Consider the following 25,397-nt stretch of genomic DNA (forward strand, 5'->3'; position numbering starts at 1 on the left):
ATCTACACTTCTAATCCAGGGGGATGGCCCCCAGCTATTTATCGTGAAAGAATGCTATCACAAGCTGCTTAGTAACGGGATTTCTGTATGAGGGTGTTTTCAAACTGCACTTTTTTTGACAACTCCACCTTCACTACGAGAGGCGATCGCTCCCTCGATTGGATGGCGCCTCCACCGAGAGCAGCCTCTTCTTTGTCCTCCCAAACAAAAAAAGCTGCCTCTCAGGTCGCGATGACCTTTGAGACAGCCCCTTGCACTTGCCGGCGGACGAGACGCCGCCGAAGCTTCATTAGACTTCTTCGATGCCGACCCAGGCGCCGCGCTCGATCGACAGATCGACTGCCTCGAGCACCTCCTGGCAGCGCACGCCGTCCGCGAACGTCGGCGCGAACGGAGAATCTGTCGCCATATGCTGCAAGAATTCGTACACGATATGCACGAACCCGTGCTCGTAGCCGATGATATGACCCGTCGGCCACCAGTTGCCCGCATACTTGTGCTGCGGCTCGGTCGCCAGAATGCGGCGGAAGCCCGCCAGCTCAGGCTCGTCCTCGCGGAAATACACCTCAAGCTCGTTGAGACGCTCCAGATCCCAGCGGATCGTGCCCTTGCTGCCGTGGATTTCGAACGTATTGTGGTTTTTGCGGCCGGTAGCGAAGCGCGAGGCGATGAACACGCCCATCGCGCCGTTCTTGAAGTCCGCCAGGAAGCCGGTGGCGTCGTCCACGGTCACTTCGCCCATCTCGGACGTGCCCTTGCCGGACAGACCCGACGTCGACGAAGGGATCGGCCGTTCCTTGACGAACGTGCGGCTATGGCCGACGACGCGGTCGAACTCGCCGATCAGGAAGCGGGCGAGGTCGATGCTGTGCGCATTCAGGTCGCCGTGCGTGCCGGAGCCGGCGACTTCCTTCTTGAGCCGCCATGCGAGCGGCGCCTCGGGATCGACGAGCCAATCCTGCAGGTAGGTGGCGCGATAGTGGTGGATCTCGCCGAGCTTGCCGCTGTCGATGATCTGCTTGGCCAGCTGCACGGCCGGCAGGAAGCGGTAGTTGAAGCAGATCGCGTGCTTCACGCCCGCCGCTTCGGCCGCCGCCAGCATCTCGCGCGCGTCCGCCAGGTTGAGCGCCAGCGGCTTCTCGCACAGCACATGCTTGCCCGCCGCGATCGCGGCCAGCGCGATCTCCTTGTGGGCGTCGCTCGGCGCATTGATATCGATGAAGTCGATATCGTCGCGCGCGACGAGTTTTTTCCAGTCGGTCTCGTAGCCTTCCCAGCCGAACTTGTCGGCCGCTTCGGACACGCCCTGCTCGTCCCGTCCGCAGATCGCCTTCATGACGACCGGCGCTTCGAGGTCGAAGAACATGCCGACGTCCTTGTAGGCATGGCTATGGGCTTTGCCCATGAACTTGTAGCCGACCATGCCGACGTTCAACGTTTTTTTGCTTACGCCCACCACATCTCACCCGCGCTTTCTTTCAGAATGAGGCCGTTCAGGAAGTTAGCGGCTTTGGTGAAGCCCTCGCTCACGCTCATGATGCCGTCCTCGTGCTCGATGCTGATGACGCCGTCGTAGCCGACGAGGCGCAGCGTGCTGACAAGATGCTTCCAGAAGTCGTCGTCATGCCCGTAGCCGACCGTGCGGAAGACGAACGAACGGTTCAGGATGTCGCCGTAATGCTTTGTGTCGAGCACGCCGTTCAGCGCGGTGTTGCGTGCGTCGATCTTCGTGTCCTTGGCATGCACATGGTAGATCGAATCGCCGAGCGCCTTCACGCACTCGATCGGGTCCATTCCCTGCCAGAACAGGTGGGAAGGATCGAAGTTGACGCCGATATTGTCGCCGGCTTCGCGGCGCAGACGCAGTGCGGTCTCGGTGTTGTAGACGAGGAAGCCCGGGTGCGCCTCGATCGCGACGCGAACGCCGTGCTTGCGGCAAAATTCGGATTGCTCTTTCCAATACGGAATCGCCACTTCGCTCCACTGCCATTCGAGCACGGTGAGGAAGTCCGGCGGCCAAGGGCAGGTGACCCAGGACGGATATTTGGAATTCTCGGATTCGCCCGGGCAGCCGGAGAACGTAATGACCGTCTCTACGCCCAGCTTTTCCGCCAATTGTACGGTTGCGACGAAGTCCTCGTGATGTTCCTTGGCAACGCTTGCATCGGGGTGCAGCGGGTTGCCGTGCACGCTCAGCGCACTGATCGTCAGGCCGCGCGACTCCACGGCTTCCTTGATGCGGGCCACAGCCGCGTCATCGTTCACCATTTGCTTCGCGTTGACATGCGCGGTGCCCGGAAATGCGCCGCAGCCCAGCTCCACAGCTTGCAATCCAGCCGACTTGGCCGTGTCCAGCGCGGCTTCCAAGTCCTGCTGGCCGAACAATACGAGAAATACTCCCAATTTCACGAGCGCTTCACCCAACCTTTCGAGAATCGATATGGATTTGTCTTTGTTTATCCAGCAAACATAGTTTACAGGATCGGCCGCCGGAAGTCATCTCCGATTTTGCGAGCCGGCGGAGATGACTTCCAGCGGCGCGGTGGAACTCTGTGCTGCAAGCAAAGGATTAAGTGAACGAAATCGCCTGTCCCTTGCTCGCGGATTCGTAGATCGCTTCGAGAATCTGCTGTACGACATAGCCCTGGCGCGCAGTGACGACCGGCGACTGATCGTTCAGGATCGCGTCGATCCATGCACGCGCCTCGCGCTCCGCCGAATCGCTTGGCATCGACGGATCGAACTGGTTGCCGAGCAGGATCTCCTTGGTGTAAAGCTGGCCGTGCTCCTCGCCGTTGACGCGCAGACCGCCCTTCATGTCCGCACCAGCCTTGGAGCCGTGCAGCGTCACCTTGGCCTCGTCCACATCAAGCGTGTTGAGCGCCCAGCTCGACTCGAGCCATACGGTCGCACCGCTTTTCATCGTGATCATCGCGAATGCCGAATCCTCGACCGTGAATGCCTCGGGATTCCAGTTGCCCCATGCGTTCGCCGGACTGCCTTGCTCCGCAAGCTTGCGGTAGGTCGTGCCGAGCACCGTCTTGGGCTCGTAGTTGTCCATCATCCACAGCGCCAGGTCCAGCGCATGCGTACCGATGTCGATCAGCGGGCCTCCGCCCTGTTTCTCCAGGTCGAGGAATACGCCCCACGTCGGCACGGCGCGGCGGCGAACCGCGTGCGCCTTGGCGAGGTAAACTTCGCCAAGCTCGCCGCTCTGGCAAGCCGCATGCAGCCAGCGGCTGTCCGCGCGGAAGCGGTTCTGGTAGGCGATGCTCAGCTTGCGGCCGGTACGCTCGGACACTTCCAGCATACGCTGGGCGTCGGCGGAAGTCTTGGCCATCGGTTTCTCGCAGAGCACATGCTTGCCCGCCTCCATCGCAGCGATCGAGATCTCGGCATGCGTATCGTTCGGCGTGCACACATGCACGACGTGGACGTCCGGATCCGCGAGCAGCGCCTGAACATTGTCGTATACGCGCGCATCCGGTGTGCCGAACTTGGACTTGGCATCGTGCGCCCGCTCCTGGGACACATCGAAGAATGCGGTTATTTTGGCTTCGGGGATCTTGGCCAGCGACGGAAGATGCTTGCCGAAGGCGATGCCCCCGCAGCCGATCATGCCGATATGAACGTAGTTCAACAGGTTGTCCTCCTTGAATGTTCGCGCAGTTCCAACTACAATTCAAGTATAACACTCATCGTTCAGAATCCCATGTGCAATGGTGCGCGGTCATTATGCGATTTTGGTCAGGGAGGCTCTCCGGCATGCAGGCGAGACAGGAGAAAATCGAATACGAGAACCCCCTGCTGTCGATCAAGGTGTGGCAGGCGATCCGCAACGCGGATATCTTATATACGTGGCATCATCATCCCGAATGCGAGCTGCTGCTCGTGCAGCAAGGCCGCCTCGATGTCGAGGTCAACGGCGAGACCCATATTATGGGCGAAGGCGACGTCGTCGTGCTGGGCAGCTCGCAGCTCCATCGCGACCGTAGCTACGACGATTCGCAGGTGCAGTATTTGGTGCTGCAGTTCGACCTGCAGGCTTTTTTCGACCAGAGCACGATCTCATATCTTCAATACTTCAACGAGACCAAGGTGCCATTAAGCGCCATGAACTACTTGTTCAAGGAAAATGAAGCGGCCAGACGGGAAGCGGCCGCCTGCATCGCGGAGATCTATGAGGAGGCGCGGCGGAAGGAAGCGGGCTACGAGCTGGCGGTGAACCTGCTGATCAAAAAAATTCTGCTCACTCTGATCCGTCACGACAAGATGGGCCTGCTCGCCGGACAGGACCGCGTCGAACGCATGCGGCTCAAGCCCGTGCTCGATTACGTCGAAGCGGGCATCACCGGCCGCGTCACCGTCGAGGACGCCTGCCGGCTGGCGAACATGAGCTACTACTACTTCGTGAAGTTTTTTAAAAAGTCGATGGGCATCTCGTTCACCGAATACGTCAACTTCCGCAAGATCAAGACCGCCGAGCAGCTGCTCCTCACCCGCGACCTCAGCGTCAGCGAAGTCGGCGACCGCATCGGCATGCCGAACATGGCGCATTTCTACAAAATGTTCAAACGCTTCAACCACTGCTCGCCCAAGGAGTTCCAGCGCAAAATGCTCGCTTGGGGGAGGTAATCTGTCGGCGTCGGACGACAATCGGAGTGCGGCGCTCACTCGGGGCGCATCGCCTGCACTACGAGAGGCGATCGCTCTCCAGGCGCTCTCTCGGGGCGCATCGCCTGCACTACGAGAGGCGATCGCTCTCCAGGCGCTCCCTCGGGGCGCATCGCCTGCACTACGAGAGGCGATCGCTCTCCAGGCGCTCCCTCGGGGCGCATCGCCTGCACTACGAGAGGCGATCGCTCTCCAGGCGCTCTCTCGGGGCGCATCGCCTGCACTACGAGAGGCGATCGCACTCCAGGCGCTCCCTCGGGGCGTATCGCCTGCACTACGAGAGGCGATCGCTCTCCAGGCGCTCCCTCGGGGCGCATCGCCTGCACTACGAGAGGCGATCGCTCTCCAGGCGCTCCCTCAGGGCGCATCGCCTGCACTACGAGAGGCGATCGCACTCCAGGCGCTCCCTCGGGGCGCATCGCCTGCACTACGAGAGGCGATCGCTCTCCAGGCGCTCTCTCGGGGCGCATCGCCTGCACTACGAGAGGCGATCGCTCTCCAGGCGCTCTCTCGGGGCGAATCGCCTGCACTACGAGAGGCGATCGCTCTCCAGGCGCTCTCTCGGGGCGCATCGCCTCCACTACGAGAGGCGATTGCACTCCCGGCGCTCCCTCACCGCTCCCGTCAGCGCGCCAGCACACCCAATCGCCCCCGCGCCAGCAGGCGAGCGCACGCTGGCATCCCCGTCTCGCGACTTGCTCAGTCCTCGTCCGCCATCGTCACCGTATAACGGCGTTCGGACTTCTTGCTCCGCGCCCCTGACTTGCCGCTGCGCGCGGCCGCTTCCTTGGCGAGCCGCTTGCCGGCCCGCTGCTCCTTGCCGGCGAGCCGCGCCAGCTCGCGCTCGGTCTTGCGGTAGTTCGCGTAGCGCGCAGCATCGAGCTCGCCGCTGTCAAGCGCCTCCCGCACGGCACAGCCCTGCTCCGCTTCATGCCGGCAATCCCGGAACCGGCAAGCGCCCGCCAGCGCCTCGATATCGGCGAACGTGGACTGCCAGCCTTCCTCCGACTCCCACAGCTGCAGCTCCCGCATGCCCGGCGTATCGAGCCACAGCGCACCGCCCGGCAGTGCGAACAGCTCGCGGTGCGTCGTCGTGTGGCGTCCTCTCGCGTCGTCCTCCCGGATTCCCTGCACTTCCTGCCGGTCCTCCCCCGCCAGCCAGTTCAGCAGCGTGGACTTGCCGACGCCCGACGATCCCGCCGCGCCCACAGTTTTCCCCGGCGCCAAGTAGCCGGCCAGCGCTTCACGCCCCCGATCCAGCAGCGCACTGACCGCGAACACCGGCACGTCCGGCGCGACAGCCCCTGCTTCCTTGATATAGCGGTCCGGCTCCTCGCACAGGTCCGCCTTCGTCAGCAGCAGCACGGGCTGCGCTCCGCCCTCGCGCACGGCGATCAGATACCGCTCGATGCGCCGCAGGTTCCAATCCCCGTTCAGCGATACGACGATGAACACCGTATCCAGATTGGCGCCGATAATCTGCTCGTCCGGACGGCTCCCCGCCGCTCTGCGGACGACGGCCGTCCGCCGCGGCAGCAGCGCATGGACGACGGCATGCGAATCGCCGCCCGGCACCTCCGCCGCCACCCAATCGCCGACCGCCGGATAATCCCCAGGAGACAGCGCCGCATAAGCATATTTGCCGGACACCTCGGCCAGCCGGTCTCCCCAAGGCGTCGCGATCCCATACTGGTGGCTGTACTGCGCGATGATACGCGCGGGCGCGAGCGCTTTGCCCGAAGGCGGCAGCGACAGGTACGCCTTCTCCCATTGTTCGTTCCAACCGTATACTTCCATTTCCGGCCAAGCTGTCTTTGAATTCACATTCATTCGATCGGATAACCCCTTTAACAGTTAATATGTTGGCGCGTATAAAAAACACAAAAAGCCCCAGGTCTCCCTGCGGCCGGACGGAGCATGGCCATAGCAACCGGACATCGTCAACGCTGACGAATGCGCCGGTCACGGACCATGCTGCGCGTACAACAAAAAAACCGCGGAGACCTGTCGGTCTCCGCGGCGCAAGCCGTAATGGCTCAATAGGCTCAGTCTCCCAAGCCCGCTCCGTTCGAGACCGATGCATATGCGACGGACGACAGCTTCACAATCAGCGCTGCGTTGGACATTTTACATCAGCCTCCTCTGTTGTATCGTTGGTTCCCATTATAGCCATGTGCCTCAATGAATGTCAATTGTAGGATCAAGCCTTGACGTCGGCTTTGCGCAGTGCCGCCCAGCCTTCCTTGTCCAAGTCTCGCCGGACGATCGTCATCCTGCCCTGTCCGCAGGCGCGCTCCGCCAGCACGGGATGCGGCGACGACTCCAGCTCCGGCACATCGTCGATAAAGCGGCTGTCCGTCCATCCGAGCACCTCGCGGAAGATTACGGGTACCCGACTCAAGTAGACATTGTCGCGGTTGCGCCTGAACAGGTCCGACGTGGCGATCAGGTGACCGCCCGTCTTCACGAATTCGATCAGCGCTTGCTCGAGCACATCGTCGTGCAGAAGCTGCAGCGGCAGCAGCAGCGTACGCAGTCCCGCGATCGCGCCGGGCTCGAACGCCACCTTGACGGCGGATTCCCGGTCGTACGCGCTGCTGTAGACGGTCCGATGCACATAGCTAAAATAATCGACGGGATCGGCCTTCGAGATTTGATAGGCCCAGGCGCACTCGAAGTCGTAGTAGACGCCGACGCCCGAGGATACGGCCTGCTGCGGATGTGGCGAGAAGTCGCGATTGCCGGCCCAGCGTTTGACCGCTTCGTAGCCGGGCCTCGGATCGCCCGTGACGGCGAGCAGCGCGCCCTGCGCCCTTTCCTGCTCCTGTCCCCACGGGAATACGCGGAACTTGAACAGGCTGAACCATTCGCATCCTCGCGCGCGCATCAGATCCATCTCGGCAGGCAGCGCCGCACTCCCCGTCCCATATTCCATCACCCAGAACGGACGATCCAGCAGCGAGCGGCAGGCATCCGCATAAAAGGCAATCTCCTCCTCGTCGCTGCTGTAAATATCGATGCCGACGACGTCGGTGCCATCGAACAGCTTCGACCAGTCCACGTTGTCGCCCCAATTGAACATGAACGCATTTGTCGTGATCGGCGCCGATGTGTACTTGCGCAGCGTCTCCATCTGACTGCGGTGGAAGTCCGTCATGACCTTGGAGGAAAAGCGGCGGAACGCCAGCTCCAGGCTCGGGTGCGGCCACATCATGACGTCGCAGTCGATCGGAGCCGGGAGCGGGATCTGGTCGAAGCGCTGGTACGTCTGCGACCAGAAAGCCGTGCCCCAGCGCTCGTTCAGGGCGCCGATCTCTCCGAACTCCGCTTCGAGATAGGCCTGGAAGCCTTTCCTGGACGTGTCCCCGTAGTCGTACTTCGTCTCGCCGCCGAACTCGTTGTCGATCTGCCAGCCGATGACGGCCGGGTCGCCGCCGTAGCGCTTGCCCATCTCCTCGACGATCCGCAAGGAATATTTCTTGTAATGGTCCGAGCTGTAGCAGCGCTGCTGCCTGGCGCCGTGGGCGATCGTCCTGCCGCTGCGTCCGACGGGCAGAATGTCCGGATAACGCTCGGTGAGCCAGATCGGCGGCGTCGCCGTCGGCGTGCAGAGCATGACCGAGAGGCCGTGCGCCTCTGCCTCGCGGATGCTGTCGTCCAGCCAGCCCCAGTCGTAGACGCCGTCCTCGGGCTCCATCTTCGCCCAGGCGAACTCCGCGATGCGGATGCATTCGATGCCCGCTTCCCGCATCAGCCGGTAGTCCCTGGCCCATTCGCTTCGCGGATGATAGTCGGGATAATATGCCGTCGCCAGCTTCATGCGGTCGCATCCTCCTTCAAGTCGCATTCATATGTGAAAATAGACCCCGCCGTCCGGTGCCTGGAACCGTCCGGCAGCACGAGCACAACCGGAACGCCGTCCGGCGCCTCGCCCTTCAGCACGAACCGGTCCGCGCCGTCTCCCTGCTCGATCCGCCATGCCACCTTCACGAGCCCTACGGGCGTCAGCGCCTCTCCGCTCGCCCATTGCAGCCCGCCGATGCGCGGCGCGATCCGGACCGTCCGGTAGCCCGGCTCCTCCGGTTGGACGCCCAGCGTCTCGGCGACGTACTCGTACAGCGGCAAGGCGCCCCAACCGTGACAGTCGCTGCGCTGCTGCACAGGGTCCTCCACCCAGGCCGTCAGATGCAGGCCGACCTGCTCCCGCCACGGCTGCCAGAAGGCGTCGGCGTACCCGTACAGCCCCGTCTTGGCAGCCGCCCGGAACAAATAATGCGCCATCGAGAACGACGCCTTCGGCAGGTCGGTCCGCGTCAGCATGCGCTCCATCAGCGCGCGGGCATCGCCGTCCTGCACCGCATCGGCCAGCACGGCCCATATTTGCGTATGCTGACTGAACTGCGCGACCTGCGGACCGTCCCGGTACAGCATTTCCGCATCGTCGAAGCACAGCCGCCGTACCGCGGCGAGCACGCGCTCGGCCCGCTGACGGTACTCGGCAGCCGTGTCGCCGCGTCCCGACCATGCGTTCAAGTCCGCCGCCTGACGCAGCGCCGCCGCGTACATCAGATTGTAGACCGTGAGCGGTCCCTGCCACTTGGCGGCCGGCGAGCCCGCGGTGGCGTTCCATTCCTCCACCCAATCGACGAACGACCAGTGGGCTTCCGGCATGGCGCCGACGAGGCCGTCCGCGTCGATCCGGCGATCGAACCAGCCGACAATCGCGTCGGCCGTGGACAAGTACCTGCGCGCGAGCTGCCCGTCTCCGAAGTGGCGGTAATGATCGTGCACCATCATGATCCAGTAGAGCGCGAAGCCGGGGATGAACTGGCCGTTCACCGACGGATAGCGGCTCTGGATCATGCCGGAAGGCGTCAGCGAGCTGTGAAAGTCGTGAATCGTCTTGCGCGCCAGACGGTCGTCCGCGCTGACGGCGTAGGTGAACAGCGCCTGGGACTTGGCATCCATCACATATTGCATCTGCTCGTAATAAGGCGTGTCCTCGTACGTATCCTGCATGCAGCGGCGCAGCGTATTCAGGCTGATGTCCCACAGCGCGGCGGACAGCGGGTCGGATGTCGTCACGCGGGAGACCGCCTCGAGCGGATAGCCGGCCTCCGCATAGTCCAGATTGACTATTGTCAGCGGCGCCTCCCCTGCCTGCGCGGACAGCCGTACGAATCGGAACGCCCGCCTGCCCATCGGCTCGTAAACTTCGGGCTTTGCAGCCGTACCGCCTCCGCCCGGCAGGAACATGTCCTCGTTGCCGTGCAGCACCTTGCCCTCCGGATCGTCACGGACGCTGCGGCGCTGCCCGCCGTGCTCGGCCGGATGCTCGTATTCGTACGCTTCCGAATACAGCAGCGCGACCGCTGCCCCGGCGCCGCCGGCACAGGCGAGACGGACATAGCCGGTCGTCATGAGCCCGGCGTCCAGCTCGACGCTGACGGCTTGCCCCGGCGCGAGCATCAGCGGAAACGGCAGCTCACTACGACTGCCACTGCAAATGCCACTGCCAATGCCTATGTCGGATAATCCACCGGCGGTGGCCGCGTCTTCGCCAGGCATCGCGCCGGCCAATGCCTCGCCTTCGCCGGATGTCCCTTCGATTGGCGACGCTCCTCCGGCCGCCGGCATGCCTTCGCTTCGCATGACCCTGGCGAACGTGCGCGGCGTCTCCCGCAGCGGCGGAATCGTGCGCGCCGTCAACTGCCAGGGGCTGGTCTGGCCGTACAACCGGTCGAGCGGCTCGGTCACGCCCGGATGCGGCCACGACGCATCGTCGAAGCCGGCGTCCTGCCAGCCCGCCGGAATCTCGGCGCCTCTGGCCTCCTCCGTGCCGCCGACGAACAGCGTCAGCGTCTCCGGCCGGATGGACACCGCCTCCAGCGGCAGCGCCCGCCATCGCCGTCCGTCCGTGTCGATCGTCTCCAGCACCGCGCCCCTCTCGTCCTCAAGCGCGCCCTGGACCCACAGACCGCCGCAGTCCGCGCGCCACTCCGACGCGGGACCGGCTTGTGCGCCCGGCAGCGCGGCCAAGCGCGGATAGTGCACGACCTCGGCCGACAGCACATGGGGACCGGCCACGAGCGCCTCGCGCACCTCAAGCGTGTCGTAATATTGCGCCCACGCGTCCCCCTTCGCCGGTCCCCTCAGCAGCAGCCTGCCGTTCAGATACAGACGGTATTTGCTGTCCGCCGACACGTCGAGCTTGAGCCGTGCTCCGCCCTCCGGCACCTCGAATGCGCGCCTGAACAGCGCGCGCTGCTGCCGCATGCCCCCGCCTTGCTCCCTGCGCAGCGTCTCGGGCCAGATCCAGCCGGCCCGCCATTCCCTGATTTCATCCATGCTTGTCGCCTCTTTTCTGGAGCGCGGTCATCCCGCACCCGCCCGATATTCGCCTGCGCTGACCCCGGTGAAGGCCTTGAAGCGCTTGTAGAACCAGTCCAGCTCCGTATATCCGACGCTCGCCGCGACCTCGTACACCTTGAGATCCGTCTCGCGAAGCATGCGCTTGGCTTGCTCCATCCGAACCTGCAGCAGATAGTCGTTGAACGACAGACCGGTGACGGATTTAAAAAGCTTGCCGAGATGATTCGGATTGAGGTATACGCGGTCGGCGATGCTTTTCAGGCTGATATTGTCGCCGTAATGCGCGTCAATCATCGCCTTGGCCTCCGCGATGACCCGGTTCGGCTTCATCGCGCGCATCCGCGCCAGCTGGTCCAGGACGCCCAGATACTTGCCTTCCGCGAAACGGAGCAGCTCGTCGGCCGTCCTGGACGTCATGACGCGGGCATAATCGCCGATCTCGCGGGCGAACAGCGGAGCGGGATCGGCGCCCTGCTCCTTGAGCAGCTGCAGCAGCTGCGCGAGCGCGTACAGGACGGCCGTGCGCATCGCGCCGGCGCTCATGCCGCTCTGCGGCAGCGCCCGGCGCAGGCCGGACAGCGCCTGCGCCGCGCCCGCGCGGTCCTGGCTGCGCACCGCGGCCAGCGCCTGCTCGAGCAAGGCCAGGACCGCCTTGACGGGCTCCGCCGGGCGCTCGGCAGCACCCGGCGCGGGTGCGCCTGCGCCGCCGGCAGCCCTGCCGCCGTCCTCGGCAAGCGGCTCGAGGCGGCGCAGCACCGGGCCGCCGCCCTGGAGGAACTTGGCCGCGAGCGCTTCCTCGGCGGCCGCGCAGGATTCGTCCACGCGCAGCGGCCCCTCCACCGCGTGTCCGACGCCCACGGCCACCGTCTCCTTGGCGTAGAGCGCGACCGAATCGGCGATGCGGACCGCCATCGCCTCCGCGGACCGATCGGCCTCCGCCAGCCTCGCCGTTATGCCCCGGCGCTCGCCCATGACCGCCATATCCGTTTCCGCCCGCCCTGCTTCGTTAGTCATCCAATCCTCCCCCTCCGCCCGCAGCACGATGCCATAGCGGTCTTCGCCGGCCTCGAACAGCGAGCCGAGCCCCATGCACAGCTCCTCGGCGATATTCAGCACGGCGAACCGCTTGAGCGCGATATCCCGCTCCGACAGCGACGCTCCCCCGCCTCCATAGACGAAGTCCATCTCGATCAGCAGGCAGGCATAGACGCCCCCGCGAGCCGGCCACGGCAGCAGATGGCGCTCCGCCTCGAGCTCGGCTTCGCCGATCCGCCCCTGCGTCCAGTTCCGCAGCAGCTCCTCCCGCTGCATCGACTCGCCGAGCAGTTGCTGGCGGTCGAGCCGGCTTCTGGCCGCCAGCTCCTCCGAGGTGCGGCGGAGCAGCACCTCCAGATCTTCCTCGTCCACAGGCTTCAGCAGATAATCCTTGATGCCCATCTTCATGCCCCGGCGGGCGTACTCGAAGTCGTCGTAGCCGCTCAAGATGACGACGGGCGCCTCCGAGAACTCGCGCAGCCGCTCCACGAACGCGAGGCCGTTCATGACCGGCATCCGGATGTCCGTCAGCACGAGCGAGATCGGCTGCGACTTCATGACCTCGAGCGCCTCCGCGCCGTCGGCGGCCTCCGCGGCGATATGATAGCCGAGCGACTTCCAGTCAATCAGATACCGCAGCGATTGCCTGGCGAGCGGCTCGTCGTCCACGATCAGCACGCTATACATCGCGCTCCACCTCCATGCCCTGCGCCAGCGGGATGACGAAGCTTATGATGACTCCCGCGTCCGGCGCCGATATGATTTTCAGACCGCTGTTCTCGCCGTACCTTGCCCTCAGCCTGCCGTGAACGTTGCGCAGCCCGATATGCGATTCCTGACCCAGCGCGTCCTCCGCCAGCGACCGCTCTACCTCGGCCAGCCGCTCGGGCGTCATGCCCAGACCGTCGTCGCCCACGGTCAGCCGCAGCTCGTCTCCCGCGATCCGGCCCTCGATCCAGATGGTGCAGTCGGCCGCACTGAGCTCGATGCCGTGCGTGATCGCGTTCTCGACGAGCGGCTGGAGGCTCAGCTTGGGCAGACGCACGCCCCGCGCTTCCTCCGGCACCTCGATCCGGTACGTGAACTTGTGGCCGAACCGGTACTGCTGGATCTGCAGATAGCTGTCGACGAACTCCAGCTCGTCTGCCAGCGCGACCGTCTGGCCCCCGCTTCTGAGCATCATGCGAAACGACTTGGCGAGCAGGCCTACGACCTTCGCCGTGTCCCGCTCGCCGACGATCAGCAGCTTGCCGCGGATCATGTTCAGCACGTTGAACAGGAAGTGGGGGTTGATCTGCGTCTGCAGCGCGTACAGCTCGACCTCCTTGGTCCGCAACTCCTGGCCTTTGCGGTCGATCTCCGACTGGTACACCTCCTGGATCAGCGTGCCGACGCGTCGCACCATGACATTGAACATCTCCCCGAGCTGGGCGACCTCGTCCCTGCCCCGCACCTCGACGAAGCTCTGGAAGTTGTCCTTGTGAATCCGCTTCATCTTGGAAGCGAGCTCGGAGAGCCGGCGGGTCATGCCGACCGAGATAGCCGAGATGAGCAGCGCGGAGATGAGGAAGGCCAGCAGGAACAGCGCGATCGCGAGCGAGCGCAGCTGCTCGACCCGTGGCTGGAGCTGAGCGACCGGGATGAAGGTAATGACCTTCATGCCCTTCACCACGTTGCGCGAGGCGAGCGTCCGGTAGACGATCTCATACGGTTCTCCGTCCAGCTCGTACCGGAAGTTGCCCGCATCGGTGCCGATTGCGTCGTAGAAGGGCAAATCCTGCAGCCTCGCCAGCGGCTCCGGCGCGTTCCTGTCGCTGTCCATGAACACCGTGCCGTCCGCGAGCGCGAACAGGTAGCGCTTGCTCTTGCCCTCCTCGTTGATGAGATCGAACAGCATCTGCTGCTTGATCTCGAGCGATACGATCTTGAAGGACTCGCTGGCATAGTTGTTGAGCCGCTTGCGGAAGCTGATGACCGGCTGATTCTCCCCGACGATCCGATAGGCGCCGGTCCAATAGCCGCCGGTCTTGCCGTTAATGACTTTGTTGTACCAGTCTGACTGCTTGACCTCGTCGTCGATCAGCAGAATATCGCCGAACAGGAAGCTGTCGTTGGTCGTATACAGATTGAGATGCGCCACGTCCCGTGTCGTGCGCACCGCGGAGATGAACGGCTGATAATATTCGGCATAGTCCGCATATGCATCCTTGTAATCTCCGTAGCGCGTCTCCAGAATGCTGTCTAGCGTATTGTTCAGGAACAGCGTGTTGGGGATCAGCTCGTACGACTCGAGCTTGTTGTCCAGATTGTTGGCGACCTGGGAGAGCGACAGCGAGGCGTTCTCGATGACCCGCTCGTAGACGAGCTCGGTGCTGCGCCTGACGAGCACGTATGTCACCGAGCCCAGCAGGAACAGCACGATAAACAGGTTGGCGAGAATGAGTTTGGTCCGAATTTTCATGTGCGCCTCTCCCGGCATACCGGGCTTGTGCAAGCCCTTTCTTGGTAAAGATAATACGCCCTGCCCGTCTTGCCGGGCAAGGCGTATTTCCTGCCGCAGGACGCCGACGCATCGCTTGCGGCCATCCGTCGGCCAAGCACCCGCACCGATCTGGACCTTAGCCGGCGCCGCCGGCGTTCGAGGCCCGGGTATCGGGCATGGTCAGGTCAGCCGATCAGCCGCCGATCGTGCTCTCGTACGTCGCGTTGAAGTCCGCCCACAGCTGCGTGTAGGCCTTGTTCATGTCGTCGAGCCCGCTCTTCTGGATCGAATTCACCATCGTCGTCCATGCGCCCTCGAACTCGGTATCGCTCTTGCTCATGACGATCTTCGGCAGATTTTTGCGCCATGCATCGTCGATCTTCTGCTGCTGCACCTTGACGCTCTCCGGCGGCGTGAGCTGCCACAGATAGCCCGGCACGAAGTTGACCTGCGGCAGGAAGTCCGCCCATACTTGCTTGCCGTATGCGGCAAGCGTCTCCTTGGTCGTATCGTCGTACGTCTGCACGACCGAATCCTTCGTCAGCGGCGTCGCATAGTCGCCATCCGCCAGCTTGGCGCCGTTGCCGATGCCGAACCAAGGCGCGCCGCCGGTGCCCGTACTCTTGAAGCCGCGCTTGTAATCGACGTCCGGATCCGCGTTGCGCTGCGCCAGCAAGCCTTCGGCGACGACGCGTTTGCCGCCCTCCACATTGTAGTCCTCGCCTTCGATCCCCCACTGCGTCAGCACCTGGCCTTCGTCGGAGAACAGGTAATCGATGAACTGAATGATGCGCTCCGGATTTTTGGCTCCGGCGCTGATCGTCCAGGAGAGGCCGCCGCCGGCGGTCGGGGTCATCGCGTTGGAGTGGTCCTCGACATTTTCGTTCGCGTAGATCGGCAGATGGGCGTATGTGCTGCCCGGCTTGCCGGCCGCGCGCAGCGCTTTCTCCGAATCCCCGAGGAACCAGCCCGGCGCATAGGCGGCGAGCACGCGGCCTTGGGAGATTTTCGCCTGAATACTGTCCATCGAGAACGCTTCCTTGTCGAACAAGCCTTCGCGATACAGCTTATTGAGGAATTTGTAATAGCTCTTCGCGTCCTCCGTGACCGGGATGTAATTCACGTCCCCGTTGTCCTCTACCTTGAAGTTGCCATTGTCCGGCCAGCCGTTGGAGCTGACGATCGGATTGTTGAAGGAGATGTTCATCGTATAGCTCAGCATGGCGGCCGCGAAGCCGATCGTCTCCTTGCCGTCCACCTTCGGATGCTTCTCCTTGTAAGCTTTGATGAGCTCGTACAGCTGGTCGAGCGTCTTGACCTGCGGATAACCCGCTTCCTTCAGCACGTCCTGCTGAATGATGAAGCTGCCCGTCGCATCCGGCGAAGCTTCCTGGCTGGCGTTGACGTTGTAGAGCGCATAGATTTTGCCGTCCTTGTCTTTCAGCAGGTTGTAATACTTGCCGAACTTCTCCTTGATATGCGGTCCGTATTGATCGATGAGATCGCCGAGCGGGATAATAGCGCCCGCGTCCTTGTACTTTTGCGTGTATTTGGGGTCGAGCGAGATAATGTCGGGATAATCGTTCGAGGCGAGCCACAGATCCCACTTCTGGAACTGGTCGCCGACGGTCAGATCGTATTTCAGGCTGACGCCGGTTTTCTCCGTCAGCTTTTTGGTGATCGGCGAGTCCCAGGTCAGCTTGTCGTCCGACGTATTGATCGTATACGTGATCGGCGACAGATCCTGGGACGGCGCGGCGCTGGCAGAGGCGGAGCCGGATGCGGGAGCGCTTTCAGATGTGCTTGCGGAAGGCGCGGCGCCTTCGTTGTTGCTGCCCGAGCAGCCTGCGGCCAGTCCGGCGAGCAGCACCATCGAAGTGCCGAGCGCGAAGCCGTATTTCCGTTTGACCATTGTCATAGGACACCCTCTCAATCTGTGTGTTAGATTTATATCAACGGAAGGGCTCTCCCGTATGATACCGCTATTCCTTCATGGCGCCAATCGTAATTCCCTTGACAAAATACTTCTGCAGGAACGGATAGACGAACAGGATCGGCAACGTCACGACCATCGTGATGGCCGCCCGGATCGACTCCGGATTGTTGCGGATGGCCTGGATGTTGGCATGGCCGTTGTCGCTGACGATCTCGTTGGCCGACTGGATCAGCACCTTCTGCAGGGTGTACTGGAGCAGGCTCAGGTTCTGATTGCGGCTGGCGTACAAATAATTGTCGAACCAGGAATTCCAGTGCATGACGGCGATGAACAAGGCGATCGTTGAGAGGACCGGCAGGCTGATCTGGAGCACGATGCGGAACAATACCTGATAGTCGCTGGCGCCATCGATCTTCGCCGACTCGATAATGCCGTCCGGCAGCTGCTCGAAGTAGCTGCGCATGATGATGACGTTGTAGACGCTGATGAGCAGCGGCAAAATGTAAACGGCGAAGTGGTTCATCAGATGCAGGTTGCGGATGAGCAGGTACGTCGGAATCAGGCCGCCGTTGATGTACATCGTGAGCACGAGCACGGCGTTCAGCTGCTTGCGGAGGAAAAACTCTTTGCGGCTAAGCGCATAGGCGAGCAGCGTCGTGCAGAACAGGCCGAGCACCGTGCCGAGCACCGTCCGGATGACCGAACGCACGCCCGCCATCAGGAGGCCGTTCTCACGGAAGATAATCTCGTAGTTCAGCAGCGTCCACTTCCGGGGAAGGAGGTAGATGCCGCCCCGCATCGTGTCGAGCGTATCGTTGAGCGAGATCGCGAGCAGATTGAGAAAAGGAAACACCGTGGCGAATCCGAGCAGCGTCAGAAAAGCGTAGTTCAGCGTATTGAACGCGTAATCGCCGCGAGTGCGGTTCATGGATCGACTCTCCTTTCTTGCAGCCGGACGCTGCTACAGCAGCCGGCTCTGATTGGTTCTGCGTGCCAAGTAGTTGACGCCGAGCACCATAAGTACGCTGACGACGGATTTGAACATGCTGATGGCAACGCCGTACGAATAGTCGCCGAGCTGCTGCGAATATCGGAGCGCGTACAGGTCGAGCACCTCCGAGTAGTCGATCGTCATCGCATTGCCGAGCAAGAACTGCGATTCGTATCCGCTCTGGATGATCCAGCCGACCGAGATGATGAGCAGCAGGACCGCCGTGGGCATAAGTCCAGGAATCGAGATGTAGCGCATTTTCGCCCATCGGCTCGCCCCGTCCACCTCTGCCGCTTCATAGTGTTCAGGATTAAGTCCGCCCAGGATGGCCAGATAAATAATCGTGTTCCAGCCTACTTCCTTCCACAAGTTGGCGATCGTATGGATCAGCCAGAACAGCTTCGGATTGGACATGAAGTAGTAGGGATCGTTCAATATGCCGAGCTGGACGAGAATTTGATTCAACGTCCCGCCGTCCGGAGACAGCAGCTGCGTGACGATATTGGCAATGACAACCCACGATACGAAGTGCGGAATATACGTGATGGTCTGGATCGTCCGCTTGAAAAACCGGGCTCTGACCTCGTTCAGCAGCAGCGCGAGCGCGATGGCGCCTACGAACGATACCACCAGGTTGAGCACGCCCATAACGAGCGTATTGCGGAGCACGTGATAGAACTGCTCGTCCTTGAACAGCAGCTTGAAATTGTCCAGCCCGACGAACGGGCTGTGCATGATTCCTTTGCCCAGCGTGTACTTCTGGAATGCCATGATCCAGCCCCACAGCGGGACGTAGGAGAACAAAATGACAATCAGTACGAATGGAACGGACATAACCAGCAATTGATGCTGGCTTGCGATCAATGCGCCCAGTCCCCGTCTTCGTCGAGGATGCCGCCGATCGACCTCCGTTTGAGATGGGACAAGGCTTTTCGCGGTATCGGCCATCTCTCTTTCCCTCTTTCTTGCCCTGTCTGTCAGGTGTCTTTGATCTGATTATGCACTCGGTTGCCCGCCGCCGACCACCCGTCCGATCCGCGGGAATCACCTGTCAAGCAGGTGCCGTGACCGAATCTTCTGCGGCTCGGCCTTCCTGCTTCCGGGCACGTTCGAAGACGCGAACGCCGTTCGCCTCCAATTGCACCTCGCCCTCAGCAACGAAGCCTTCGATCAGCTCGCTTAGCGGCTTGTCGAGTCGGAGTTCGGCCGGCTCTTCGGCATGATTGATGACGAAGATATATTCTGTATGCCCGTCTGTCCTTCGGGCGATCTCCACGCCGGGCGGAGCGGATATGCCCGTGATCGCCCCGACGCCGGCTTCCGCGCAGATGCGCTCCATCAGCGCGTCCATCAACGCCGGCGTCGGCTCCGTCGCTAGGTAATAAGCGGCTCCCCCGCCGTATGCATGCCTGGTGACGGCCGGCGTGTCCGCGAAGTAATCCGCAGCATACCAAGCCATGGCTTCTGCGCCCTCAAGCTCCACGACGTCGTACCAGATGCGTCCGCCTTGACCTTCCTTCGCCGGCGCACCCTTTGTCAGTGTCACCGCGCGACTGTCTTCTTGCCTCAGCGAACCGTAGTCGGTCACCCGAATGCCCAGCAGATCGCGGTATGCGCCGGGAATCGTCCGCTCCTCCATCCGGTTGTCCGGCCGCTTGATGCCCGCGCGGAAGTCCAGCACGACTATGCCGCCGGCCGCCGCATACTCATGCAGCGCCTGCACGGATGCAGGATGCGTCAGCAGGTCATGCGGCACGACGACCAGGCGATAGCGCTCAAGCGGCGCGTCCGCCGAGACGATCTCCACCGGAATATGACGGTCGTAAAAATACCTGCAATACGTCTTGAAATGCGCCATGTAGCTGTGACCGAACGATTGTGGCTGGATGTCCATCGCCCATTCGTTGTCGTACGACCGAATGACCGCGACCTCCGCGCCGGCCCCGGCGCCCAGCCATCTGCCCGACAGCCGCTGCAGCTCCTCGCCCGTCCGCTTGGCCTCTTCGTACCGCCGTCCCGGTAGACCGTCGTGCGGCAGCAGGCCGTGCCAATATTGCTCCGCCCCGAACAGGCAGGTCCGCCAGCGGAAGTATACAATCGCATCCGCGCCATGCGCTACGGCCTGATACGTCCACCGGCGCAGTTCGCCCGGCTTCGGCATAGCAAAGATGAAGTTGCCGCCCGGCGATCCGCTCTGCTGCTCCATCACCCAGAACGGCTGCCGCTTGAGCCCCCATGTCATATCGTGTTGAACGGCCGAGTTTAGCGGATCCGCTTTTTTGTCGAAGTGCAGGTTCGGGTAGTTGTCCCAGGAAGCAAAGTCCAACGGCTCGGCCAGCCTGTACGCGTCGACTTCGGCAAAATAGCCCATGAAGTTGTGCGTAATCGGCTTGTCCGGAGACAGATGCCTCAATACGTCCACTTGAACCTGCTGGAACTCCGCGACCGCGTCCGACGCGAACCGCAAATAGTCGAGATGCAGCCCTGGATTGTGCATGGGAAACACCGTATACGAAGGCAGAACGACCTCATCCCAGCTATTGTAGATATGGCTCCAGAACACCGTTCCCCAAGCTTCATTAAGCTTGCCGACATCGCCGTACTTCCTTTGCAACCATCGCTGAAACGCCTCACGGCAATTGTCGCAGTAGCAGCGAACCGTATCCGTGCAGCCGAATTCATTGTCGATCTGCCAGGCAACGACGTTGGCGTGCCGCCCGTATCTTTGCGCCATCCGCTCTACGATGCCTGCTGCGAGCTGCCGATAGCGCGCGTGATTATAGCAATAGTGCCTGCGATTGCCGAAGCCCCGCGCATGCCCTTGAGCATCTCTCATATACAGGTCCGGATGCCGGTCCATGAGCCACTTGGGCGGCGTTGCGGTCGGCGTTCCCAATACAGCCTTTATGCCGTGAGCTTCCAGCAAGCCTATAATTTCGTCCAGCCACGACCAATCGTATTCTCCTGCCCGCGGCTCCATTTTCGACCAGGCAAATTCCGCGATGCGCACGACGTTGATGCCCGCTTCACGCATCAGCGCGGCATCGATCGGCCAACGCTCTCTCGGCCAGTGCTCCGGATAATAACAAGCTCCGTACAGCATGAGCCTACCTTCCTTTCGGCACAAAGCCTTCTAATCGCCTCACGTCGATTTCCCGCAGGCTACCTCTATTATCAGCGCGAGCCGAATCGGCGGACACCCGAGAGATCGGACGATATAACCCCTCAAGGCAGAGCTGCCAGTACAGACGTTTATCCATTTTTTTACAACCAACTGACCGTATACCTCTCTTCCCCGTCGCCATCCCACTATCCCATTGGCTCAGCTTAGAAGTCTCTTTCAGGGTCCATCCCACTATCCCATCGACTCAGCTAACCAGCTATTTTCAGAGTCCATCCCACTATCCCATCGGCTCAGCTGATATTCGCATTTGAAGTAAAAATGAGATTGAAATAGGAACATTTGTTCGATATAATGGAAGTAACTTACCACAATCGACCAGTTGCCGGAGGGAGCGCATATGACAGGGGATTCGATGTCTTTCGAAGTATTTTGCGGACAGCACGCTACGGATATAAAATGTGCCGAAGCTCTGTACGCGCTTCGCTGGCCGGCTGGCTTTCGCTGCCCGTCCTGCGATTGCCGGCTCTTTTCGCTTATTCGGACACGCAGGCTTCCCCTCTACCAATGCTCCTCCTGCCGCCGGCAGACCTCTATCATTTCCGGCACGATCATGGAGGGAAGCCGCACGCCGTTGCCGATTTGGTTTCAAGCGATGTACCTGCTCTCTCAGCCCGACGGCATCAGCGCCCTCCGTTTGTCCGACCTGATTAGCGTCACCTACAAGACCGCCTGGCATCTCGCGCACAAGATCCGGTTTGCCCTGCAATCGGCCGAAGCTTCACAATCTTTCGATAATAATTTCAGACTCGACGCGTTTTTTTACGGCACGCCTCTATATCCGGACGCTCGGCAGCCGCTGTTGATCGGGACCTCGATTGACGAGGAGGATCGGCCGACGCGCGTCGTCCTCCACCAGCCTCACCCGGAGCATGTAGATGCAGACACCAGACGGGTTCTCCCCTCGGGGTATCACGCTTTCAGACAACAATATGCTCAGCCGTCAGCTATCCCGGACAGCGATCGTTCCGGCAAGCTCCATCCCGCCGCATTTCCGATCGCCAGAGCCGTGACGAGCTGGCTTAATTACACTTTTAACGGAATCGGCGCCAAGCATCTGCAAGCCTATGTGGATGAGTTCGCATTTCGGGTGAATCGGATGCTGCACGACGCCCCTATCTTGAATATGACGCTGCGCTGGTGCTCGGTGACGCGCGCGCTTCAGTACAATGAACTTACGAGATCCAAGCCGGTTCTAAGCGTTCCATGGCTCTATTTCGGCAGCAAATCCCGGTGGAAAGGTTATCACTTCAGCAGGTGGGGGGCATAGCGAGTACCTGGTTACTTAGGTTAGTGGAGGCAGTTCGTTTAATTGTCGCTCCTAGCTGAGCCGTTGGGATAATGGGATGACGCGGAAAAATAGGACGATAGGGGGCACCAGCCCACCGCCACGATCACACGATAGACCTCATCTCCTAGCAACCTTGGCCCGGCGCACTGGAGGAGACGGTCTTTTTTCCTGTTTTATCGTAATTCCCGCCTCGATTCCACTAATTCCGAAACTTTTTGCCTGAAGTGGGCGTCTTAACCTAAACGTAATACAACATCATAGAAGAGGTGGAGAATTGAAACAGATCGGCTTCTTAGTACTGCTCGCAGCGTTTTTCTTCTGTTTTTCGTTCGCCGGACAAGCCAGCGCCCAAACCACCGGGCCAACCATCATACTGGACGGACAAGCCCTGTCACTCCAGAAAAAAGATAAGATCGAAATCGTTAATGGCAGCGTCCTCGTTCCCATCCGCGTCATTGCAGAGAACCTCGGCATGCCCGTCTCCTGGAATCCGGGCACCAAACAAGTGTTGATCCAGAATGGCGCCGGCGACATCGCGCTGACGATCGGTCGGACAACCGCAAGCGTCGGCAGCGACAGCATCAAGCTGAACGCCGCTCCAGTCATCCGCTCGGGCACGACACTCGTCCCGCTTCGCTTCGTCGGACAAGCGGCCGGACTCGAGGTCGGCTGGAACAATTTGAAGAAGACCGTCACACTGGTATCTGCGGAGCTTCCTCAGCCGACACCGTCTCCTTCTCCATCGCCCGCGCCGTCGCCGACTCCCGCTCCGACGGAGCCGACACCTTCGCCGGGCACCTCCCAGCCGTCGCCTTCGCCGACCCCGGCCGCGGCCGGCCTGATCAAAGGCATCGGCTGGAGCGATGGCAGGCTCGCAATCTCGTTCAGCGGCAGTCTGGTACCCAACACGTACGCCGCTACCGATCCCGCGCGTATCGTCGTACAGTTGCCGAAGACCGCGTTCGATCCTGCCTTCGGCACGCTGCAGCCTCTGGACCCTGCCACCCGCTCGGGCGAATTCGCAGTCACGGACAGCTTAGACGCGACCAAGGTAACCTACGCGTACGCGACGTCCGACGCAGCCGATCCAACAGCCGGAGCCGTCACGGTCACGATAGAACTGACAGGCGACAAGTCCTATCGCGCTTATCAGGAAGCCGATGTCGAATCGAGTGTCTATGTCATTGATCTGAATGCATCGCCGACGCCGACTCCCGCCCCCGTGAAGCCAGGCAATGGCAAGAAGGTTGTCGTCATCGATCCCGGACATGGCGACGGCGATCCCGGCGGCATCGGCGCCACCAAGAAACAGGAGAAGATCTTTAATCTGTCGCTGGCGCTAAAAGTCGAGAAGCTGCTGCAAAAAGAGTCGGCATTTTATGTAATCCTGACCCGTCGCGACGATACCTTCATCCCGCTGTCGGATCGCGCCGATCTCGCCAATCAGGCGGGAGCGGACGCCTTCGTCTCGATCCATGCCAATATCGCGCCCGGCAAACCGAGCGTGCGCGGCACGGAGACGTACTACTTCCAGGGCGGCACCAGTTCGCTGGCCAAAGTCATGCACAAGCATGTGCTCGCCGCAACGGGCTTCACGGATCGCAAAGTCAAGTCCGCCAATTACAAAGTGCTTCGAGAGACCGCGATGCCCGCAACGCTGCTTGAGGTCGGATTCCTCTCCAATGCGACCGAGGAATCGATACTTTTCAGCGACAGCTTCCAGAATCGCGTCGCACAGGCGATCGTGGATGGGCTGAAGGAATATTTCGGGAAATAGGCGAATGGACAGTCCAAATCCGTCTATGCACATATATTAAGGATGTGGAAGTCACCACAATCCAAAATCCGGAGGTGTAGCAAATGAGCGGAGTAGCTGGCGTAGGTTACGGTGGCGGTGCTTCTTTCGCCCTCGTCATCTTCATTCTTCTCGTGATCATTCTGCGTGCGGGCATCGGCCTGTACTAAGAGCTCTAGCCTCTGGCAATTCCTCCTGCTGCCTGCCGCGCCCAGCGCGACAGGCTTTTTCTTGCGTTTATCGACTGTTGACTGCGTTCTCGACATGTATGTGGTCCATGGCTTGCGGTCTACGGTCTATGAACCAGGTCGTTATCGCGGGGACGCCTTCTCGCCGAGCCCCCGAATACGAGCGGCGCGACCGCGATCGCCGGCACGAGCAGCGCCATGCCCGTCAGTCCGACAATGCCGTAATCTTGAACCCACGCAGGCGACCGCTCGGCAGCCTTGAACAGCCAGCCTCCGATATTCGGTCCGATGAAGCCCGCAATCCCGGTAAGGGCCGAGAATACCGCGATGTAAATCGGACGGTCGGCCTTGGGCGTATCGCCGATCAGGAAGTTGAATACGAGCAGGTTGTAGCCGCCAAGGCCGATACCGAGCAGCATATGCGACAGCCCTAGGACGAGCAGCACCGGCAATGCGGACATGCCCAGCCAGGCTACGCAGGACAGCCCGATGATCGGAAATGTCCAGGGCAGCAGCTTGCGCGCCGAATAGCGGGTGTTGAGGTTACCCCAGAAAATGTAGCTGATCATCATCACGATATTTTGCAGCATGGTGATCATCGTGACGCTGCTGTAGCTCAGGTTCAATTGGTTCAACATGGCATAAGCGAACAGCGGCACTGCGACATTTTGGATCAAAATAAATACTGTAATGAACGCAGCGGGCGCTATGAAAGGTTTGTCCAAAATCGGCTTCAGCATCATCCTCGCAGACATGCTGTCCTGCCCGCTCTCAAAAGGAGGGTTCGCGTATCGGGACAGCTCGATACCGTTCCAGACGACACACAGCGAACTGACTGAAAACAGGATGGCAAAGCCGAGGCTGCCGGGCAGCCACTCCATCAATTGTCCGCCGAGCAGCAGCGTCAAGCTCGCTACCGCCCAGTGTATTGTGTTGCGGATGCCGAAGTAGCGGCCGCGCACGGCCGGAGGAACGATGTCCGCCATAAGGGACGTCCAGATGACGCCGCTCGCCTGCGCACAGGCAAAGGAAAACAGAAAGACGACCATATAAAGCGGAGCCCATGCCGCGGACGGGAACAGCAGCGGGATAAGGCCCGTGCCGACCCACAGTACGCGGTGGCTGACGCCGAGAATGGTCGTGACTTTGCGCCGGTCTCTGTAACGCTGCATCGCAAACGCCATGAAGATCTGCGCGATCAGCGTCAGGGAAGGGATGGCGGCGATGAACCCGATCTGCTCGGACCTGAAACCCAGGTACAACAAAAAGGCCGTCTGAAGCGGCCCGCCGAGCAGGTTGGCAATAATCATGGCGGGGATGCCCTCCATCAAGGAGGCGCGAAGTCCCCGCCGGGTGCTGGAATCGTTGATTCGGCTGCGCAGCATGCGCTGCACGTCCATGCCTGCGAATCGTTTACGATGGGCCATCGTCGTTCCCCCGTGATGTTCGTCA

17 protein-coding genes are annotated in these 25,397 nt (G+C 61.3%); 4 read left to right on the top strand and 13 right to left on the bottom strand.

Annotated elements, in window-relative coordinates; translation table 11 throughout:
* Positions 1–289: 289 nt before the first annotated feature.
* From VQ071_RS26215 to VQ071_RS26225, 3 genes are all read right to left on the bottom strand, one after another.
* Positions 290–1,423, bottom strand: coding sequence for a Gfo/Idh/MocA family protein (locus VQ071_RS26215; RefSeq protein ID WP_340517554.1), 1,134 nt, complete (start codon positions 1,421–1,423; stop codon positions 290–292).
* A 23-nt stretch (positions 1,424–1,446) separates the two neighbouring features.
* Complete coding sequence (locus tag VQ071_RS26220; protein WP_340517411.1) at positions 1,447–2,409, bottom strand: sugar phosphate isomerase/epimerase family protein; 963 nt, start codon at positions 2,407–2,409, stop codon at positions 1,447–1,449.
* 160 nt (positions 2,410–2,569) lie between these two features.
* Positions 2,570–3,619, bottom strand: a complete 1,050-nt coding sequence (locus VQ071_RS26225; RefSeq protein WP_340517556.1) for a Gfo/Idh/MocA family protein — start codon at positions 3,617–3,619, stop codon at positions 2,570–2,572.
* A gap of 146 nt (positions 3,620–3,765) precedes the next feature.
* On the opposite strand from VQ071_RS26225, the gene VQ071_RS26230 reads away from it, so the two are divergent.
* Positions 3,766–4,635 carry an AraC family transcriptional regulator gene (locus VQ071_RS26230; protein WP_340517413.1) on the top strand — a complete coding sequence of 290 codons (870 nt, stop codon included), beginning with the start codon at positions 3,766–3,768 and terminating at the stop codon, positions 4,633–4,635.
* 738 nt (positions 4,636–5,373) lie between these two features.
* Here the strand turns inward: VQ071_RS26230 and rsgA are convergent.
* From rsgA to VQ071_RS26275, 9 genes are all read right to left on the bottom strand, one after another.
* On the bottom strand, positions 5,374–6,504 hold the full coding sequence (gene rsgA / locus VQ071_RS26235; protein ID WP_340517415.1) for a ribosome small subunit-dependent GTPase A: 1,131 nt from the start codon (positions 6,502–6,504) through the stop codon (positions 5,374–5,376).
* Between the two features lie 370 nt (positions 6,505–6,874).
* Positions 6,875–8,494 (bottom strand): beta-galactosidase, encoded by a 1,620-nt coding sequence (locus tag VQ071_RS26240; RefSeq protein ID WP_340517418.1) that lies wholly within the window; start codon positions 8,492–8,494, stop codon positions 6,875–6,877.
* On the bottom strand, positions 8,491–11,022 hold the full coding sequence (locus VQ071_RS26245; protein WP_340517420.1) for an alpha-L-rhamnosidase-related protein: 2,532 nt from the start codon (positions 11,020–11,022) through the stop codon (positions 8,491–8,493). The genes VQ071_RS26240 and VQ071_RS26245 overlap by 4 nt, the downstream gene beginning before the upstream one ends.
* A 27-nt stretch (positions 11,023–11,049) precedes the next feature.
* Positions 11,050–12,768, bottom strand: coding sequence for a response regulator transcription factor (locus VQ071_RS26250; RefSeq protein ID WP_340517422.1), 1,719 nt, complete (start codon positions 12,766–12,768; stop codon positions 11,050–11,052).
* The gene (locus VQ071_RS26255) at positions 12,761–14,542 is read right to left on the bottom strand and encodes a sensor histidine kinase (protein WP_340517424.1); all 1,782 of its coding nucleotides are present in this window, start codon (positions 14,540–14,542) and stop codon (positions 12,761–12,763) included. Before VQ071_RS26255 ends, VQ071_RS26250 begins: the two co-directional genes overlap by 8 nt.
* 214 nt (positions 14,543–14,756) lie before the next feature.
* A complete protein-coding gene (locus VQ071_RS26260) occupies positions 14,757–16,481 on the bottom strand; it encodes an extracellular solute-binding protein (protein ID WP_340517426.1) in 1,725 nt (574 codons plus the stop codon).
* Between the two features lie 64 nt (positions 16,482–16,545).
* Positions 16,546–17,427 carry a carbohydrate ABC transporter permease gene (locus VQ071_RS26265; protein WP_340517428.1) on the bottom strand — a complete coding sequence of 294 codons (882 nt, stop codon included), beginning with the start codon at positions 17,425–17,427 and terminating at the stop codon, positions 16,546–16,548.
* Between the two features lie 33 nt (positions 17,428–17,460).
* Positions 17,461–18,354: an ABC transporter permease gene (locus tag VQ071_RS26270; protein WP_340517430.1), complete on the bottom strand. Its 894-nt coding sequence runs from the start codon at positions 18,352–18,354 to the stop codon at positions 17,461–17,463.
* Positions 18,355–18,541: 187 nt separating this feature from the next.
* Positions 18,542–20,593 (bottom strand): beta-galactosidase, encoded by a 2,052-nt coding sequence (locus tag VQ071_RS26275; protein ID WP_340517432.1) that lies wholly within the window; start codon positions 20,591–20,593, stop codon positions 18,542–18,544.
* A gap of 418 nt (positions 20,594–21,011) precedes the next feature.
* Between VQ071_RS26275 and VQ071_RS26280 the strand changes: the two genes are divergently transcribed.
* From VQ071_RS26280 to VQ071_RS26290, 3 genes are all read left to right on the top strand, one after another.
* Entirely contained in the window at positions 21,012–21,941 is a 930-nt protein-coding gene (locus VQ071_RS26280) for an IS1595 family transposase (protein WP_340517433.1), read from the top strand.
* Positions 21,942–22,236: 295 nt separating this feature from the next.
* Positions 22,237–23,739, top strand: a complete 1,503-nt coding sequence (locus tag VQ071_RS26285; RefSeq protein WP_340517435.1) for an N-acetylmuramoyl-L-alanine amidase — start codon at positions 22,237–22,239, stop codon at positions 23,737–23,739.
* A gap of 83 nt (positions 23,740–23,822) precedes the next feature.
* Positions 23,823–23,927, top strand: a complete 105-nt coding sequence (locus VQ071_RS26290) for a sporulation protein YjcZ (protein ID WP_340517437.1) — start codon at positions 23,823–23,825, stop codon at positions 23,925–23,927.
* 119 nt (positions 23,928–24,046) lie between these two features.
* Here VQ071_RS26290 and VQ071_RS26295 read toward each other — a convergent pair whose 3' ends face one another.
* Positions 24,047–25,372, bottom strand: a complete 1,326-nt coding sequence (locus VQ071_RS26295; RefSeq protein ID WP_340517439.1) for an MFS transporter — start codon at positions 25,370–25,372, stop codon at positions 24,047–24,049.
* Between the last annotated feature and the right edge of the window lie 25 nt (positions 25,373–25,397).

The organism is Cohnella sp. 56, assembly GCF_037963805.1.
Lineage (GTDB): Bacteria > Bacillota > Bacilli > Paenibacillales > Paenibacillaceae > Cohnella.

What these genes read in the sequence shown, in the direction of transcription:
- VQ071_RS26275 (WP_340517432.1), bottom strand. Translation starts at nt 20,593, where the DNA reads ATGCTGTACGGAGCTTGTTATTATCCGGAGCACTGGCCGAGAGAGCGT.
- VQ071_RS26245 (WP_340517420.1), bottom strand. Translation starts at nt 11,022, where the DNA reads ATGGATGAAATCAGGGAATGGCGGGCCGGCTGGATCTGGCCCGAGACG.
- VQ071_RS26280 (WP_340517433.1), top strand. Translation starts at nt 21,012, where the DNA reads ATGACAGGGGATTCGATGTCTTTCGAAGTATTTTGCGGACAGCACGCT.
- rsgA (WP_340517415.1), bottom strand. Translation starts at nt 6,504, where the DNA reads ATGAATGTGAATTCAAAGACAGCTTGGCCGGAAATGGAAGTATACGGT.
- VQ071_RS26290 (WP_340517437.1), top strand. Translation starts at nt 23,823, where the DNA reads ATGAGCGGAGTAGCTGGCGTAGGTTACGGTGGCGGTGCTTCTTTCGCC.
- VQ071_RS26225 (WP_340517556.1), bottom strand. Translation starts at nt 3,619, where the DNA reads ATGATCGGCTGCGGGGGCATCGCCTTCGGCAAGCATCTTCCGTCGCTG.
- VQ071_RS26215 (WP_340517554.1), bottom strand. Translation starts at nt 1,423, where the DNA reads ATGGTCGGCTACAAGTTCATGGGCAAAGCCCATAGCCATGCCTACAAG.
- VQ071_RS26240 (WP_340517418.1), bottom strand. Translation starts at nt 8,494, where the DNA reads ATGAAGCTGGCGACGGCATATTATCCCGACTATCATCCGCGAAGCGAA.
- VQ071_RS26250 (WP_340517422.1), bottom strand. Translation starts at nt 12,768, where the DNA reads ATGTATAGCGTGCTGATCGTGGACGACGAGCCGCTCGCCAGGCAATCG.
- VQ071_RS26255 (WP_340517424.1), bottom strand. Translation starts at nt 14,542, where the DNA reads ATGAAAATTCGGACCAAACTCATTCTCGCCAACCTGTTTATCGTGCTG.
- VQ071_RS26295 (WP_340517439.1), bottom strand. Translation starts at nt 25,372, where the DNA reads ATGGCCCATCGTAAACGATTCGCAGGCATGGACGTGCAGCGCATGCTG.
- VQ071_RS26265 (WP_340517428.1), bottom strand. Translation starts at nt 17,427, where the DNA reads ATGAACCGCACTCGCGGCGATTACGCGTTCAATACGCTGAACTACGCT.
- VQ071_RS26230 (WP_340517413.1), top strand. Translation starts at nt 3,766, where the DNA reads ATGCAGGCGAGACAGGAGAAAATCGAATACGAGAACCCCCTGCTGTCG.
- VQ071_RS26260 (WP_340517426.1), bottom strand. Translation starts at nt 16,481, where the DNA reads ATGACAATGGTCAAACGGAAATACGGCTTCGCGCTCGGCACTTCGATG.